This window comes from Methylobacterium indicum (assembly GCF_017347565.1).
In the GTDB taxonomy this organism is placed as follows: Bacteria; Pseudomonadota; Alphaproteobacteria; order Rhizobiales; family Beijerinckiaceae; genus Methylobacterium; species Methylobacterium indicum.
Genome location: NZ_AP024145.1, coordinates 5,944,272 through 5,958,215 on the forward strand (window position 1 = coordinate 5,944,272; position 13,944 = coordinate 5,958,215).

Genomic DNA, 13,944 nt, shown 5'->3' on the forward strand with positions numbered 1-13,944 from the left:
CCGTCGCGTTCCCGCCTGTTTGGCATCCCGGCCCGCCGAAAGCCAACCCTTCCGCAGGGTGCGGCCTCTCGTTCGCTCCGAAAGGCTAATTCGCTTCACCGGCCGGATTGTTTGACACTCCGAACGCCGCGCCCTAGCTTCCCGGCCGGCCGCCGAGGAAGGCGCCGCCAGCCAGGGGAGAGACGGATGCGTATCCACCGCCGCGCGTTGATCGGGGCCGCACTCGGAAGCCTCTGCCTCGCCGCCGGCGGGCCGGCCCACGCGCAGGCCGCCAAGGAGGTGCGCCTCGACTGGGCGACCTACAATCCCGTCAGCCTCGTCCTGAAGGACAAGGGCCTGCTGGAGAAGGCCCTGGTGCCGCAGGGGATCACGGTGCGCTGGGTCCAGTCCCTCGGCTCCAACAAGGCGCTCGAATTCCTCAATGCCGGCTCGATCGATTTCGGCTCCACCGCCGGCGCCGCCGCCCTGCTGGCCCGGATCAACGGCAACCCGATCAAGGCGGTCTACGCCTTCTCGCGGCCGGAATGGACCGCGCTGGTGACCCGGCCGAACACCGGCATCACGGCGGTCAAGGACCTGAAGGGCCGCCGCGTCGCCGTCACCCGCGGCACCGACCCGCACATCTTCCTGATCCGGTCCCTGCGCGGCGCCGGCCTGACCGAGCGCGACGTGAAGCTGGTGCTGCTCCAGCACCCGGACGGGCGCACCGCGCTCGACCGCGGCGACGTCGATGCCTGGGCCGGCCTCGACCCGATCATGGCGGCGGCCGAGATCGAGAACGGCGACGTGCTCTTCCACCGCGACGCGGCAGCCAACACCTGGGGCGTGCTCAACGTCCGCGAGGATTTCGCCAAGCAGAACCCGGACCTGACCCGCACGGTGCTGGGCGCCTACGAGGAGGCGCGCAAGCTCGCCCTCTCGGATCCGCAAGAACTCAAGCGCATCCTCGGGGCGGCGACGAAGCTGCCCGAGCCGGTGGTGGCGCGCCAGCTCGAGCGCACCGACCTGTCGCAGCCGGTCATCGGCAAGCTCCAGGCCGAGACGATCCTGGAGGCCGGCACCGCGCTCCTCGATGCCGGGGTGATCCCCGCCGGCACCGATGTCGGCGCCGCCGTCCAGGCGCTGATCGACCCGCGCTTCGGGCCGGCCGCGCAGTAAGGGCCATGGAGGCGAGTCCGTTGCCTCTCGTCGCGCCCGCGCCCGCCGTGCGGCGCCCGGTGCGCCTGCCCGGCGGCCGGATGCTCGTCGGCCTCGTCCTGCCGGTCGGCCTCGCCCTCGGCTGGGAGGCGGCGGTGCGGGCGGGGTGGGCGCAGGGGCGGCTGGTGCCGCCGCCGAGCCGGGTGCTGGCCACCCTGTGGGGTCTGGCGGAGAGCGGCGAGCTCTGGACCCACGTGCTCGCCAGCCTGACCCGGGTCGCGGCCGGGTTCGGCTTCGGCGCTCTCGCCGGCATCCTGATCGGCGCGCTCACCGGCACCCTGCCGTTCGTCCGGCGCCTGATCGATCCCAGCCTCCAGGCCCTGCGGGCGATTCCCTCGATCGCCTGGGTGCCGCTGTTCATCCTGTGGTTCGGCATCTTCGAGACCTCGAAGATCACGCTCATCGCCGTCGGCGTGTTCTTCCCGGTCTATCTCGGGGTGGCGGGCGCCATCGCGGGGGTCGACCGCAAGCTCGTCGAGGTCGGCCGGGTCTTCCGGCTCTCGCGCCTCGCGCTGGCGCGCCGCATCCTGCTGCCGGCGGTGCTGCCGGCGACGCTCGTGGCGCTCCGCACAGGGTTGGGCCTCGGCTTCATGTTCGTGGCGGCGGCCGAGCTGCTCGGCGCCTCGGAGGGCCTCGGCTACCTCCTCCTCGACGGCCAGCAGCTCGGCAAGCCGGATCAGATCGTCGCGGCGATCCTGGCCTTCGCCGCCCTCGGCAAGCTGTGCGACGCGGTACTGGTCGGCCTGACCGCGCCGCTGGCGCGCTGGCAGGACACCGCCCGGGAGTCGCTGTGAGATGCTGACCCTCGACCACTTGTCGAAGACCTATGCCGACGGCACCCGGGCGCTCGCCGACATCTCGCTCACCGTCCGGGCCGGCGAGATCGTGGCGCTGATCGGCGGCTCGGGCTGCGGCAAGACCACGTTGCTGCGCCTGATCGCCGGCCTCGACCGGGCGAGCGCCGGGGGGATCCACCTCGACGGGGAGGGGATCGCCGGCCCGCATCCGGGCGTCGGCATCGTCTTCCAGGAGCCGCGGCTCCTGCCCTGGCTCAGCGTCGCCGACAACGTGGCCTTCGGCCTCGCCGACCTGCCGAAGCCTGAGCGCCGGGCCCGGGTGGCGCACGCCCTCGACCGCGTCGGCCTCGCCGAGCATGCCGGGCGCTGGCCCCGCGACCTCTCGGGCGGCCAGCAGCAACGGGTGGCGATCGCCCGCGCCTTCGTCGTCGCCCCGAAGGTGCTGCTCCTCGATGAGCCGTTCTCGGCCCTCGACGCCCTGACCCGGGCCGGCCTCCACCGCCATCTGCTGGCACTGTGGGAGGAGAGCCGGCCGACCGTGCTCCTCGTCACCCACGACGTCGCCGAGGCGGTGGCGCTGGCCGACCGGGCCGTGGTGCTGCGCCCCAAGCCCGGCCGGATCGACGACACGATCCCGCTTCCCTTGAGCCGCCCGCGCCAGCCCACCTCGCCCGGCAGCGAGGCCGCCGCCCGCACCATCCTGGCGAGCCTCGACCGCTCGCTACGCCCGGAAGGCGCCGCCGACCGGGCCAAGCCCGACGCCTCCGCGCTCTGGTGGTAGGTTTCGGGTCGTGAGCCCTGGGCAGATTTCGCCGAAGTGATGACCGGTTCGGCGCCGAAAATCCGCGACGAAACAAGACCCTAAGCGTGCGAAGCGTTGGCCTGCCGACGCAAGTCTGCTGAAGTGTGAGCCTTTGGTCGTGGGCCCGGCACCCTGGCGAGCGGCCGGCACGGGATGCTAAGCCGTTCGCCGATAATTCCGGGAGGACGACACGCCATGGACGCCACCGAACTGCGCTCGCTCCAGGCCCCGATCAAGGACCGCTACCGCAGCGATCCGGATGCGGCCGTGATCACCCTGAAGGCGCAAGGCTCCCTCGACGATGGCGGCATCGCCTGCAAGGTCGAGACCGGCCGGGCGCTGGCGGTGGCCGGCCTCCACCCGGCGAGCGGTGGCTCGGGCGCCGAGCTGTGCTCCGGCGACATGCTGCTCGAGGCCCTGGTCGCCTGCGCGGGCGTGACCCTGAAGGCGGTGGCGACCGCCTTGGAGATCCCCCTGCGCAAGGGGCTGGTCAAGGCCGAGGGCGACCTCGACTTCCGCGGCACGCTGGGCGTCGACAAGGGCGCGCCGGTCGGCTTCCGGGCGATCCGCCTGACCTTCGAGGTCGACGCGGACGCACCCCAGGAGAAGCTCGACCAGCTCCTGAAGCTCACCGAGCGCTACTGCGTGGTGTTCCAGACCATCAACCAGAAGCCGCAGCTCGACGTGGTGATGACCCGCGGCTGAGGCGGCGCGCCTCCGGACAGGCGCACAACGAAAAAAGCGCGGCCCCGAGGGACCGCGCTTTCTCGAGAGAGGGGCGGGACCCGTCGGGGCCCCGCCGGTCGTCAGGCGATCACTCGCCGCGCGGCTGACGCTCGCGGGAGCGGTCGGCGTCGCGCTGGGCCTTCAGCTTCTCGGTCAGGTCCTCGCCGGTCTCCTGGTCGACGACCTTCATCGACAGGCGGATCTTGCCGCGATCGTCCTGGCCGAGGAACTTCACCTTCACCTTGTCGCCCTCCTTCACCACGTCGGTGACCTTGGCGACGCGCTGGGCGGCGAGCTCGGAGATGTGGACGAGACCGTCCTTGGCGCCGAAGAAGTTGACGAAGGCGCCGAACTCCATCGTCTTCACGACGGTGCCCTCGTAGATCATGCCGACCTCGGCTTCCGCCACGATCGAGCGGATCCAGTTATAGGCCGCCTTGATCGCCTTGCCGTCGGCCGAGGCGATCTTGATGATGCCGGTATCCTGGATGTCGATCTTGGCGCCGGTTTTTTCCACGATCTCGCGGATCACCTTGCCGCCGGTGCCGATCACTTCGCGGATCTTGTCGGTCGGGATCTGCATCGTCTCGATGCGCGGCGCGTGCTCGCCGAGCTCGGGACGGGCCGCCGTCAGGGCCTTCGCCATCTCGGCGAGGATGGTCGCACGGCCGTCCTTGGCCTGGGCCAGGGCCACCCGCATGATCTCCTCGGTGATGCCGGCGATCTTGATGTCCATCTGGAGCGAGGTGATGCCCTCCTCCGTGCCGGCCACCTTGAAGTCCATGTCGCCGAGGTGGTCCTCGTCGCCGAGGATGTCGGACAGGACCGCGTAGCGCTCACCCTCGAGGATGAGGCCCATGGCGATGCCGGCCACCGGACGGCGCAGGGGCACGCCGGCATCCATCAGCGACAGCGAGGCGCCGCAGACCGAGGCCATCGAGGACGAGCCGTTCGACTCGGTGATCTCCGACACGACGCGGATCGTGTAGGGGAACTCGTGGGCGGCCGGCAGGACCGGGTGCACGGCGCGCCAGGCGAGCTTGCCGTGGCCGATCTCGCGGCGGCCGGGCGAGCCCATGCGGCCGGTCTCGCCCACCGAATAGGGCGGGAAGTTGTAGTGAAGGAGGAACGTCTCCTTGTAGGTGCCCGAGAGCGCGTCGATGAACTGCTCGTCGTCGCCGGTGCCCAGCGTCGCCACGACCAGCGCCTGGGTCTCGCCGCGGGTGAACAGGGCCGAGCCGTGGGTGCGGGGCAGCACGCCGACCTCGGACACGATCGGACGCACGGTCTTCACGTCGCGGCCGTCGATGCGGGACCCCGTGTCGAGGATGTTCCAGCGGACCACCTTCGACTGGGCCTCCTTGAAGGCGGCCTTGATCTTCTCGGCCTCGAAGCGGGCCTCACCCTCGGCGGGAGCAAGCGCGGCCATCACCTTCGCCTTGACGGCGTCGACGGCGGCGTAGCGCTCCTGCTTGACGGTGTTCTTGTAGGCCTCGCGCAGGTCGGCCTCGCCGACCTCGAGCACGGCCTTCTCGACCTCGGAATTGTCCGCGGGCTGGAAGTTGCGCGGCTCCTTGGCGGCCTTCTCGGCGAGCCGGATGATCGCCTCGATGACCGGCTGGAAGTGCTTGTGGCCGAACATCACGGCCCCGAGCATCACGTCCTCGGGCAGCTCCTTCGCCTCGGACTCGACCATCAGCACGGCGTCCTGAGTGCCGGCGACGACGAGGTCGAGGGTCGAGCCCTCCATCTCCTGGATGGGCGGGTTGAGCTTGTACTGGCCGCCGACATAGCCGACGCGGGCGGCGGCGATCGGGCCCATGAACGGCACGCCCGAGAGGGTCAGCGCCGCGGAGGCCGCCACCATGGCGAGGATGTCGGGATCGGTCTCGAGGTCGTGCGAGAGCACCGTGACGACGACCTGGGTGTCGTTGCGCCAGCCCTCGACGAAGAGGGGGCGGATCGGCCGGTCGATCAGGCGGGAGACCAGGGTCTCCTTCTCGGAGGGACGGCCCTCGCGCTTGAAGTAGCCGCCCGGGATGCGGCCGGCGGCGTAGGTGCGCTCCTGGTAGTTCACCGTGAGCGGCAGGAAATCGATGCCGGGCTTCGGCTCCTTCATCGACACCACGGTGGCCAGCACCGAGGTCTCGCCGTAGGTGGCGACCACGGCGCCGTCGGCCTGGCGGGCGACCTTGCCGGTCTCGAGCACGAGCTTGCGCCCGCCCCACAGCAGCTCTTCGCGTTGAACGTCGAACATCTTGTCATGCCTTCCTGCGGTCCGGGAGGGCGGCGCCAGCGCAAGACGGCGAGGGGCTCATCCGATGAGCCACCGGCGATCCTGCCCTGGCGGTCGCGGCCCGCATCTTGGCGCGCGGGTCCCGGAGAGTGGGGCGGCCGGACCCATTCCGGCCCACCCGGGACGAGGAAGCCCCTTCAATGGAGAAGTTCGGCTTCCTCGCAAAAACGCGGCCCGGACCGGTGCCCGAACCGCGTGAAATCCACCTTAACGGCGGATGCCGAGGCGCTCGATGAGGGCGCGGTAGCGGGCCTCGTCCTTGCGCTTCAGGTAGTCGAGGAGCGACCGGCGCTGCGAGACCAGCTTGAGCAGGCCGCGGCGCGAGTGGTTGTCCTTGGTGTGGGTCTTGAAGTGCCCGGTGAGGTTCTGGATCCGCTCGGTGAGGATCGCGACCTGCACTTCCGGCGAGCCGGTATCGGTCCCGCCGCGGGCGTGTTCCTTGATGAGCGCGGTCTTGCGCTCCGCCGTGATCGACATCGCGTGTCCTTTCAGGTGGTACGGTTTCGCGGAGGCGCGGTCTCGAAGGACCGCTTTTTCGCACGGGGCTCGGCCGGGCCGGGATGTCGTCCAGCGCGGTCTGCCAAGGCGAAAAACCTCGCCGTGTGCGGGCGAGGGTGGCGCAGCCTATACACGATCCGAGCGCCCTTGCCACTCCCCCGGGATCCGCGGGCGGCTCGCGCCCACGTGCGGTTTCGTCACGCCCTCATCTGAGGGCGCATCACGGCCGAGCTCGAACCCAGAATACCCCCGAGCAGTTTGTCCGCCATTCTCCACCCCACGAGAGGATGTGCGATGACCCCGACCGCGACCGCGGCCAAGAATGACGCCAAGAGCGACGAGACCGTGCAGGCGATCTACGTCACGGCCCTGCGCAACACCCACGCCCTGGAGAAGCAGGCGGCGCAGATGATCCAGCGCCAGATCGAGCGCTACGAGACCTACCCCGACCTGACCCAGGCCCTGCGGCTGCACAAGAGCGAGACCGACCAGCAGGTCACCCGCCTCGCCGACCTGCTGCACGGCCACGGCGAGGACCGCTCGCTCTTGAAGGACGTGGTGACCCAGACGGTCGGCAACGTCGCGGCGCTCGTCCACAGCGTGACCGGCGATGAGGTGCTCAAGAACCTCTACACCGACTACTCTGTCGAGACCTACGAGATCGCTGCCTATACCTCGCTGATCGCGCTGGCCGAGGAGGCGGGACACACGCGGGATATCGAGATCCTGCGCCTGTCCTTGAACGAGGAGGAGCGGATGGCCGAGACGGTGTTTGCCCAGATCGTGCCGGTGACGAAGGGGTTCGTCGCCCGGGAGGCGAGGGGCGAGAAGGCGGATCGTTAAAAGGGCCGGCGAGAGTCACGACTCCTGCCGCCACCGCATGAGACGCACGGCCGACCTGCAGGAGCAGATCGGCCGTGGAGGCGCCGCCGCCGCCTTCGTCGTTCCAGCACGACGCGACTGCTCGCGGAACAAGAACTGCCGAGCGCACGCAAGACGCCGCCGCTTGGAGCCATCCGGATTCCGCCCTATCTCCCCACATGCCCTAAGGGGATGCAGACGTTTAAGGGAGGCGGATCACATGAGGATCGCGGCGCGCACCCAGAACGCTTTCGGCTGCACATCTGGCCCATGGACGATATGGTCATTGTCCGACGGACACGTCGATCTTCCGGCATTATCGCTCAAGGATCCAGGCGACAGGCCGCAGGACTCGCGGTTAGCCGATGAGACAGTGCGTCTCTCCGTCAATTGCTTCTTGATTCAACAGGCGAGCCAAGATCCCGTACTGATCGATTGCGGTGCTGGTGGCAGCTGGGACGATACCATGGGCTACCTCGGACGCGCATTCGAGGAGGCCGGCCTCAGCCCCGCATCGATCCGCACGCTGTTGTTTACCCACGCACATAACGACCACATCAACGGTCTCGTCAGTCGCGACGGGAACGAGACATTCCCGAACCTCAACCGCATCCTCATTCCCGAGGCCGCCACCGCGACCTTCAACGCGGATGCAAGTCTTTCCCGCTTCCGCACATTGCTGACGCCGATCAACCACGGCGATGACGTGATACCGGGTGTTACTGCGGTTGCCCTCCCGGGCCATGCGCCCGGGCATACCGGCTACCGTCTGGACACGGGCGAGGATACAATCCTGATCTGCGGCGACATCGTCCACGTCCCCGCCAGGCAGTTCGCCCATCCCACGTTGACCTGGGCCTACGACGACGATCAGGCGACGGCCCGCATGACCCGCCTGCGCGTCCTCGCAGACGCTGCGGCCACGGGAACATGGCTAGCGGGCGCCCATCTCGGACGTCCGGGCATGGGACAGGTCGAGCGCATAGGCGACGGCTATAGGTTCGAGGAGGCCGGGTAGCTACGCCGAGCGTCATCTCGCCGGCCGCACAAGCGGCTGGCACCGAAGTGGTCACCGGTTCGGCAGCACCGGCCGTCGGAAACTGCCGACAGGGCTTCGCCCTACAATTCCAATTCCACCGTTACCGGCACATGGTCCGACGGCTTCTCCCAGGCCCGGGTATGCCGCGCCACCGTCACCGACTTCACCGTCTCGGCGAGATCCGGCGTGACCCAGATATGGTCGAGGCGCCGCCCCTTGTCGGCGGCGGCCCAGTCGGGGGAGCGGTAGCTCCACCAGGTATAGATCTTCTCCGGCGGCGGGCGCAGGTGGCGCATCGTGTCGATCCAGCCGGCTTCGCCGCGCAGGGATTCCAGGCGCTCGGTCTCGATCGGGGTATGGCTCACCACGTCGAGGAGCTGCTTGTGGGACCAGACGTCGTGCTCGAGCGGCGCCACGTTGAGGTCGCCGACGAGGATCGCCGGACCGGCGGGGCGGCGGCCGCCCCAGGCGCGCAGCTCGTCCATGAAGGAGAGCTTGTGGGCGAACTTGTCGTTGAGCTTGACGTCCGGCACGTCGCCGCCGGCCGGCACGTAGAAATCGTGAATCGCGATGCCGGCGGCAGGACCGGCCTCCGGCCCCAGCACCGCCGAGATGTGGCGCGCGTCCTGGCGCTCGCAGAAGCTCATCACCTCGCGCGTCACCAACGGCAATCGCGAGAGGATCGCCACGCCGTTATAGCCCTTCTGCCCGGCGAAGACGACGTGCGGGTAGCCGAAGCCCTGCAGGTCCTTCAACGGGAAGCGGTCGTCCGGGCACTTGGTCTCCTGCAGGCAGAGCACGTCGGGCTTCGCCTCGTCGAGGAAGCGGCGCACGAGGTCGATGCGCAGGCGGACCGAGTTGATGTTCCAGGTGCTGACGGTGAGGCGCAACGGTCGGGTCTCGCGAAAAATCAGTTGGGGCGGGCCTGCTGCATCTTGGCTTCCAGCTCCTTGTCGACCGCCCGTCCGTAATTGATGACGAACAGCATGCCGTCGACGGCGCGGCCGCGCTGAAGGTTGGAGAGCAGCACGGTGGTCTGGTAGCCCTGCGGGTCGGTGATCCGCCACTGGCTCAGGGTCTTCATCGCGTCGTCGAAGTAGAGCGCGATGCGGGAGGTGCCCCCCAGCGTCGAGCGGTCGTCGAGCACGATGCGGATGCCGCCCGGCTCGGCCGCCACGTCGGTGACGGTGAGGTCGCGGGCGAGGTCGATCTTGTCCCGCAGCAGGAATTTCAGCGGCGTCTGCGAGATGAAGTAGAGGTCCTGGGTCGCGAGCTTGCGGTCGCGCACCGCCACCGAGGTGCCGTCGGCGATCACCTCGAGCGTCGAGGGCTGGTCGTAGTCGAAGCGCAGGCGGCCGGGCTTGGCGAGGGTGAGCTTGCCGCCGATCTTGCGCCCGTCGGCGCCGATCTGGATGAAGTTGCCGGTCAGGGTCGTGACGCCATTGAAATAGGCGTTGGCGCGCTCGATCACCGCGGCCGGGTTGCCGGGATCGACGGCGGTGGCGGGGGTGACGGCGGCAACCTGCGCCGGTGCGGCGGCCGGCACCGCAGCGGTCTCGACGGGCTCGGGCGCGGTCCCCTTGCCGCCGCCGAGCGAGGCCGGCCGGCGCGGCGGCAGCGGTGCCCTGGCGGAGGAGCCGGGAGCCTGACCGCTTCCTTGACCGCCTCCTGGGCCGGCCGTCGGGACCTGGCCCGGCCCGGCGTCCGGCTGCGGCGCCTCGGCGGCCGGGTCCTTGCGGCCGAACAGGCCGTCGAGGAACGACGACACCTGCGCCTCGGCGGGGGCCACGCTCAGCAGGGCGGCGACCGAGAGGGCGGCGCCGAGGGACGCCGCGCGAAGCGGGCCGGAGCGGGGACGGCCGGTCATCGGCAGGGTTCTCCGTGTGGGCGGACGGGGAGGGATCGGGACAGGCCGGCACGGGAATGCCGGTGCCCCGCCCACCCGGGAAGCGGGTGTGCCACGAGGGGACGGTCTCGCCATAGAGCCGCCCCCTGTGGCGAATATGCGACGGCGGGGCCGCTCACGCCTCGTCCGATCCGGGCTGCGGGGCGGGCTCGATCAGGATCTCGCGCTTGCCGGCATGGTTGGCGGGGCCGACGATGCCCTCGCGCTCCATCCGCTCCATCAGCGAGGCGGCCCGGTTGTAGCCGATCTGGAGACGGCGCTGGATGTAGCTCGTGGACGCCTTCTTGTCCCGCAGCACCACCGCCACCGCCTGGTCGTAGAGGTCGGCGGTCGGATCGCCGAAGCTGCCCTGGTCCATGACCGGGGCGTCCTGCGCGGCGGCGGTCGCCTCCTCGGCCTCCTCGTCGGCGGTGACCGCCTCGAGGTAGGAGGGCCGACCCTGGCGCTTCAGGTGCGCCACCACCTGCTCGACCTCGTCGTCCGAGCAGAACGGGCCGTGCACGCGCGTCGTGCGCCCGCCGCCCGCCATGAACAGCATGTCGCCCTGGCCCAGCAGCTGCTCGGCGCCCATCTCGCCCAGGATCGTGCGTGAATCGATCTTGCTCGTCACCTGGAAGGAGATCCGGGTCGGGAAGTTCGCCTTGATCGTGCCGGTGATCACGTCCACCGACGGGCGCTGCGTCGCCATGATCAGGTGCAGGCCGGCGGCGCGCGCCATCTGGGCCAGGCGCTGGATCGCCCCCTCGATGTCCTTGCCCGCCACCATCATCAGGTCGGCCATCTCGTCGACCACGATCACGATGTAGGGCAGGGCGGAGAGGTCCATGACCTCGTCCTCGTAGACCGCCTCGCCGGTCTCGCGGTCGAAGCCGGTCTGGACCGTGCGGGTGATCACCTCGCCCCGCGCCCGTGCCTCCGCCACCCGGGCGTTGAAGCCGTCGATGTTGCGAACGCCCAGGCGCGCCATCTTCTTGTAGCGCTCCTCCATCTCGCGCACCGCCCATTTGAGGGCGATGACCGCCTTCTTGGGATCGGTGACGACGGGGGAGAGCAGGTGCGGGATGCCGTCGTAGACGGAGAGTTCCAGCATCTTGGGATCGACCATGATCAGGCGGCATTCCTCCGGCTTCAGCCGGTAGAGCAGCGACAGGATCATGGTGTTGATGGCGACCGACTTGCCCGAGCCGGTGGTGCCGGCCACCAGCAGGTGGGGCATGCGGGCGAGGTCGGCGATGATCGCCTCGCCACCGATGTTTTTCCCCAAGCAAAGCGCGAGCTTCTGCTTGGTCTCGGTGAAGACCGGCGAGGTCAGGAGCTCGCGCAGGTACACCGTCTCGCGCTTGAGGTTCGGCAGTTCGATGCCGATGGCGTTGCGGCCCTGGACCACCGCGACGCGGGCCGAGATCGCCGACATCGAGCGGGCGATGTCGTCGGCGAGCGAGATGACGCGGCTCGACTTGGTGCCCGGCGCCGGTTCCATCTCGTAGAGCGTGACCACGGGGCCGGGCCGCACGGCGAGGATTTCCCCGCGCACGCCGAAATCCTGGATCACCTGCTGCAGCTGGAGGGCGTTGTCCTCCAGCATTTCGGGATCGAGGTTGCTGCCGTCCGATTCCCGCGGCTCGGCCAGGAGGTCGACCGAGGGCAGCTCGTAGGGCACCTCGAAGCGAGCGGCCTGGCGCAGCGGGATGGTGGCGACCGGTGCCAGGATGTCGTCCTCGTCCTCCGCGTCGTCGTCGGCATCGAGACCGAGATCGACGGCGAGCCCGGTCGTGCCGATCACGAGGCCGTGCGGCTCGGCGATCGGCTGCGCGGGCGACCATGCGCCGGCGATGACGTGAGGCCCGGAGGCGACGGATTCCTCGGCGGCCGGCATCGGGTACGGCACGGCTTCCGCCCCCGTCGCGACGGAATGCGGAGCGATCTCCTCCGGCGGCACGACGATCGATCCCGCCTCTGCGGCAGCCGCTCCCGATGGCGCGGCAGCCGGCCCCGGCTGCGTCGCGACCGGCAGGATGATCCGCGGCGGGCGCGCGGGGGAGGGCAGCGTCGGGGCCGGCGGCTGCGCGTTCAGGCGGCCCGTCGGCACGTAGACGAAGGGCTGACCCGCCTGCGGCGCGGCAGCCGGGGCGGGCTCCGCCGGAGCCGGAGCGGACGGCAGCGGCTCGGATAGGGTCATCGACCCGAGCGGCTGCGCGTCCGCGGCGATGAACGACCACGGCACCGGCGCGAAGGCGAAGGACGTCGACGAGAAGGACGTGGAGGCGAACGCCGTCGTGGTCGAGGGTATCGGCGCGACCGGCGCGGGGTCAGGCACCGCGACCGCGACCGGCGCGGCTTCGGTCACGGCGATGTCGGCCGGCACGGGTGCGGCGTCCAGCCGCGCGGCCTCGTCCGCGACGGCCGGGGCGGTCTCAGCCTCGACGGACAGGAGAGGCAGCGCGGGGATCGGCGCCTCCGGCGCGGACGGCGCCGGCAGCAGGATCGCGTCCGCGAGCGGCGCATAGGTGAGCGCCAGCATCGGCGCGGGCGCCGGCAGCAGGATCGTGGCCGGCGGGAGATCCGCCAGGGCGTCCTCGACCGTCGCGACGGCCTCCGCGTCCTGAACCGGAAAATCCTGGACCGGCAGGAAGACCGGCTCCGCCGCGATGGACTGCTCCGCCACGTCGAGCATCGCCGGGGCGACGACCTCGGGCGCCGTGTCGGCCACAGGGGAGGCTTCGGGCACGACGGTGACCGACGCGACCGCCTCGACCGGCAGGTCCGCAGCCGCCGGAGCCTCGTTCACCGCGACGGGCTCGTCCGCGGCCGGCTCCTCCAGCGGACGGTTGTCCTGCTCCAGGCTGGTCGAGAGCGGGTGAGTCCAGTCGTGCTGCAACAGGCGGTCGAGGGCGTAGACCGGGCGCGGCGGCAGGGAGCGCAGGTGCGAGACGTCGACCGGCACCAGGATGGCGGCATCGGGCTCGTCGAACGTCGCGGCGGCCTCGACGCTGACGGGAGCCGGAGCCGCCGGCTCGGGAGCGGCGGGGCCGAAGACGCAAGCCGGGCCGAAGACGAGGGGCCGGATCGCGGCGGCCTCGACCGCGGTGGGATCGACCGACACGCATTCGAACCGCGCCGGCTCGGTGGCGACGGCCTGGACTTGGACGGAATCTACCTGAACGGCTTCGACGACAGCCTCCGGTGCGACGCCGGGGGCTTCGGCCAGCGGCGATGCCTCCGGGAACGCCCCCGCGACCTCAATGACGATCGGGTCGGCCGGCAGGGCTTCCGTCGCGACGGATCCGTGGACCAGCGGCTCCGCCGGAAGGGCGGCGTCGGGCGCCATCTCGCCGGCCGTGTCGTGCGGCGGCGCGGTCTCGACCGGGGCGGGCTCCTCGACGGAATGGCGCAGCAGATGGTCCGGCGTGCGGGTGAAGCGCACGCCCGGAGGCAGGACGAAAGGCTGGCGCCAGATCGGCACCGCCGCGGCGGCCGCGGCGGCTTCCGCCTCGATCCGGGCGGCCTCCGCCTCGGCCTGCGCCGCCTCGGCGGCGGCGAGCTCGGCCGCAGCGCGGGCGGCGGCCTCGGCCTCCGCGGCGCGCTGGGCCTCCTCCTTCTCGCGCAGGGCCTGCTCGCGCCGGCGCTGGCGCGCCTGCAGCACGTGATCGGGCGTGCGGGTGAAGCGCACGCCGGCCTCGGGCGACCGCTCCGGCGCCGGCCGCACCCGTGCTTCGGGCTCGGGCGAAGCGGACGGCTCCGCCTCCCGGCGGCGGGCACGGGTCAGCACGGCCCGGGCCGGGCCGGCGGGCGGGATCGGCATGGCCCAGCCGCCATCGGGAA

11 protein-coding genes are annotated in these 13,944 nt (G+C 70.7%); 6 read left to right on the top strand and 5 right to left on the bottom strand.

The window, feature by feature from the left end:
* Positions 1-186: 186 nt before the first annotated feature.
* From miv_RS27605 to miv_RS27620, 4 genes are all read left to right on the top strand, one after another.
* Positions 187-1,158 carry an aliphatic sulfonate ABC transporter substrate-binding protein gene (locus miv_RS27605; protein ID WP_207180116.1) on the top strand — a complete coding sequence of 324 codons (972 nt, stop codon included), beginning with the start codon at positions 187-189 and terminating at the stop codon, positions 1,156-1,158.
* Between the two features lie 5 nt (positions 1,159-1,163).
* Positions 1,164-1,991 (top strand): ABC transporter permease, encoded by an 828-nt coding sequence (locus miv_RS27610; RefSeq protein WP_207180118.1) that lies wholly within the window; start codon positions 1,164-1,166, stop codon positions 1,989-1,991.
* 1 nt (position 1,992) lies between these two features.
* Positions 1,993-2,775 (top strand): ABC transporter ATP-binding protein, encoded by a 783-nt coding sequence (locus miv_RS27615; protein ID WP_207180120.1) that lies wholly within the window; start codon positions 1,993-1,995, stop codon positions 2,773-2,775.
* A gap of 216 nt (positions 2,776-2,991) precedes the next feature.
* A complete protein-coding gene (locus tag miv_RS27620) occupies positions 2,992-3,501 on the top strand; it encodes an OsmC family protein (RefSeq protein ID WP_207180122.1) in 510 nt (169 codons plus the stop codon).
* Positions 3,502-3,610: 109 nt separating this feature from the next.
* Here the strand turns inward: miv_RS27620 and pnp are convergent, their stop codons facing one another.
* Positions 3,611-5,779: a polyribonucleotide nucleotidyltransferase gene (gene pnp / locus miv_RS27625; protein ID WP_048427463.1), complete on the bottom strand. Its 2,169-nt coding sequence runs from the start codon at positions 5,777-5,779 to the stop codon at positions 3,611-3,613.
* A 246-nt stretch (positions 5,780-6,025) separates the two neighbouring features.
* Positions 6,026-6,295 carry a 30S ribosomal protein S15 gene (gene rpsO / locus miv_RS27630; protein WP_048427462.1) on the bottom strand — a complete coding sequence of 90 codons (270 nt, stop codon included), beginning with the start codon at positions 6,293-6,295 and terminating at the stop codon, positions 6,026-6,028.
* A gap of 315 nt (positions 6,296-6,610) precedes the next feature.
* On the opposite strand from rpsO, the gene miv_RS27635 reads away from it, so the two are divergent.
* Positions 6,611-7,159, top strand: coding sequence for a DUF892 family protein (locus tag miv_RS27635; protein WP_207180124.1), 549 nt, complete (start codon positions 6,611-6,613; stop codon positions 7,157-7,159).
* Positions 7,160-7,397: 238 nt separating this feature from the next.
* Positions 7,398-8,195 (top strand): MBL fold metallo-hydrolase, encoded by a 798-nt coding sequence (locus tag miv_RS27640; protein WP_207180125.1) that lies wholly within the window; start codon positions 7,398-7,400, stop codon positions 8,193-8,195.
* A 101-nt stretch (positions 8,196-8,296) separates the two neighbouring features.
* Here miv_RS27640 and xth read toward each other — a convergent pair whose 3' ends face one another.
* The 3 genes from xth to miv_RS33955 form a co-directional block, all read right to left on the bottom strand.
* A complete protein-coding gene (gene xth, locus miv_RS27645; RefSeq protein WP_207180127.1) occupies positions 8,297-9,106 on the bottom strand; it encodes an exodeoxyribonuclease III in 810 nt (269 codons plus the stop codon).
* A gap of 20 nt (positions 9,107-9,126) precedes the next feature.
* On the bottom strand, positions 9,127-10,083 hold the full coding sequence (locus tag miv_RS27650; protein WP_048427458.1) for an outer-membrane lipoprotein carrier protein LolA: 957 nt from the start codon (positions 10,081-10,083) through the stop codon (positions 9,127-9,129).
* A gap of 154 nt (positions 10,084-10,237) precedes the next feature.
* Positions 10,238-13,450 carry a DNA translocase FtsK gene (locus miv_RS33955; protein WP_483310131.1) on the bottom strand — a complete coding sequence of 1,071 codons (3,213 nt, stop codon included), beginning with the start codon at positions 13,448-13,450 and terminating at the stop codon, positions 10,238-10,240.
* Between the last annotated feature and the right edge of the window lie 494 nt (positions 13,451-13,944).

Bases quoted from the DNA above. Each gene is read 5' to 3' on its own strand.
- pnp (WP_048427463.1), bottom strand. From the start codon at position 5,779: ATGTTCGACGTTCAACGCGAAGAGCTGCTGTGGGGCGGGCGCAAGCTC.
- miv_RS27615 (WP_207180120.1), top strand. From the start codon at position 1,993: ATGCTGACCCTCGACCACTTGTCGAAGACCTATGCCGACGGCACCCGG.
- miv_RS27605 (WP_207180116.1), top strand. From the start codon at position 187: ATGCGTATCCACCGCCGCGCGTTGATCGGGGCCGCACTCGGAAGCCTC.
- miv_RS27635 (WP_207180124.1), top strand. From the start codon at position 6,611: ATGACCCCGACCGCGACCGCGGCCAAGAATGACGCCAAGAGCGACGAG.
- miv_RS27650 (WP_048427458.1), bottom strand. From the start codon at position 10,083: ATGACCGGCCGTCCCCGCTCCGGCCCGCTTCGCGCGGCGTCCCTCGGC.
- rpsO (WP_048427462.1), bottom strand. From the start codon at position 6,295: ATGTCGATCACGGCGGAGCGCAAGACCGCGCTCATCAAGGAACACGCC.
- miv_RS27640 (WP_207180125.1), top strand. From the start codon at position 7,398: ATGAGGATCGCGGCGCGCACCCAGAACGCTTTCGGCTGCACATCTGGC.
- miv_RS27620 (WP_207180122.1), top strand. From the start codon at position 2,992: ATGGACGCCACCGAACTGCGCTCGCTCCAGGCCCCGATCAAGGACCGC.
- miv_RS33955 (WP_483310131.1), bottom strand. From the start codon at position 13,450: ATGGCGCCCGACGCCGCCCTTCCGGCGGAGCCGCTGGTCCACGGATCC.
- miv_RS27610 (WP_207180118.1), top strand. From the start codon at position 1,164: ATGGAGGCGAGTCCGTTGCCTCTCGTCGCGCCCGCGCCCGCCGTGCGG.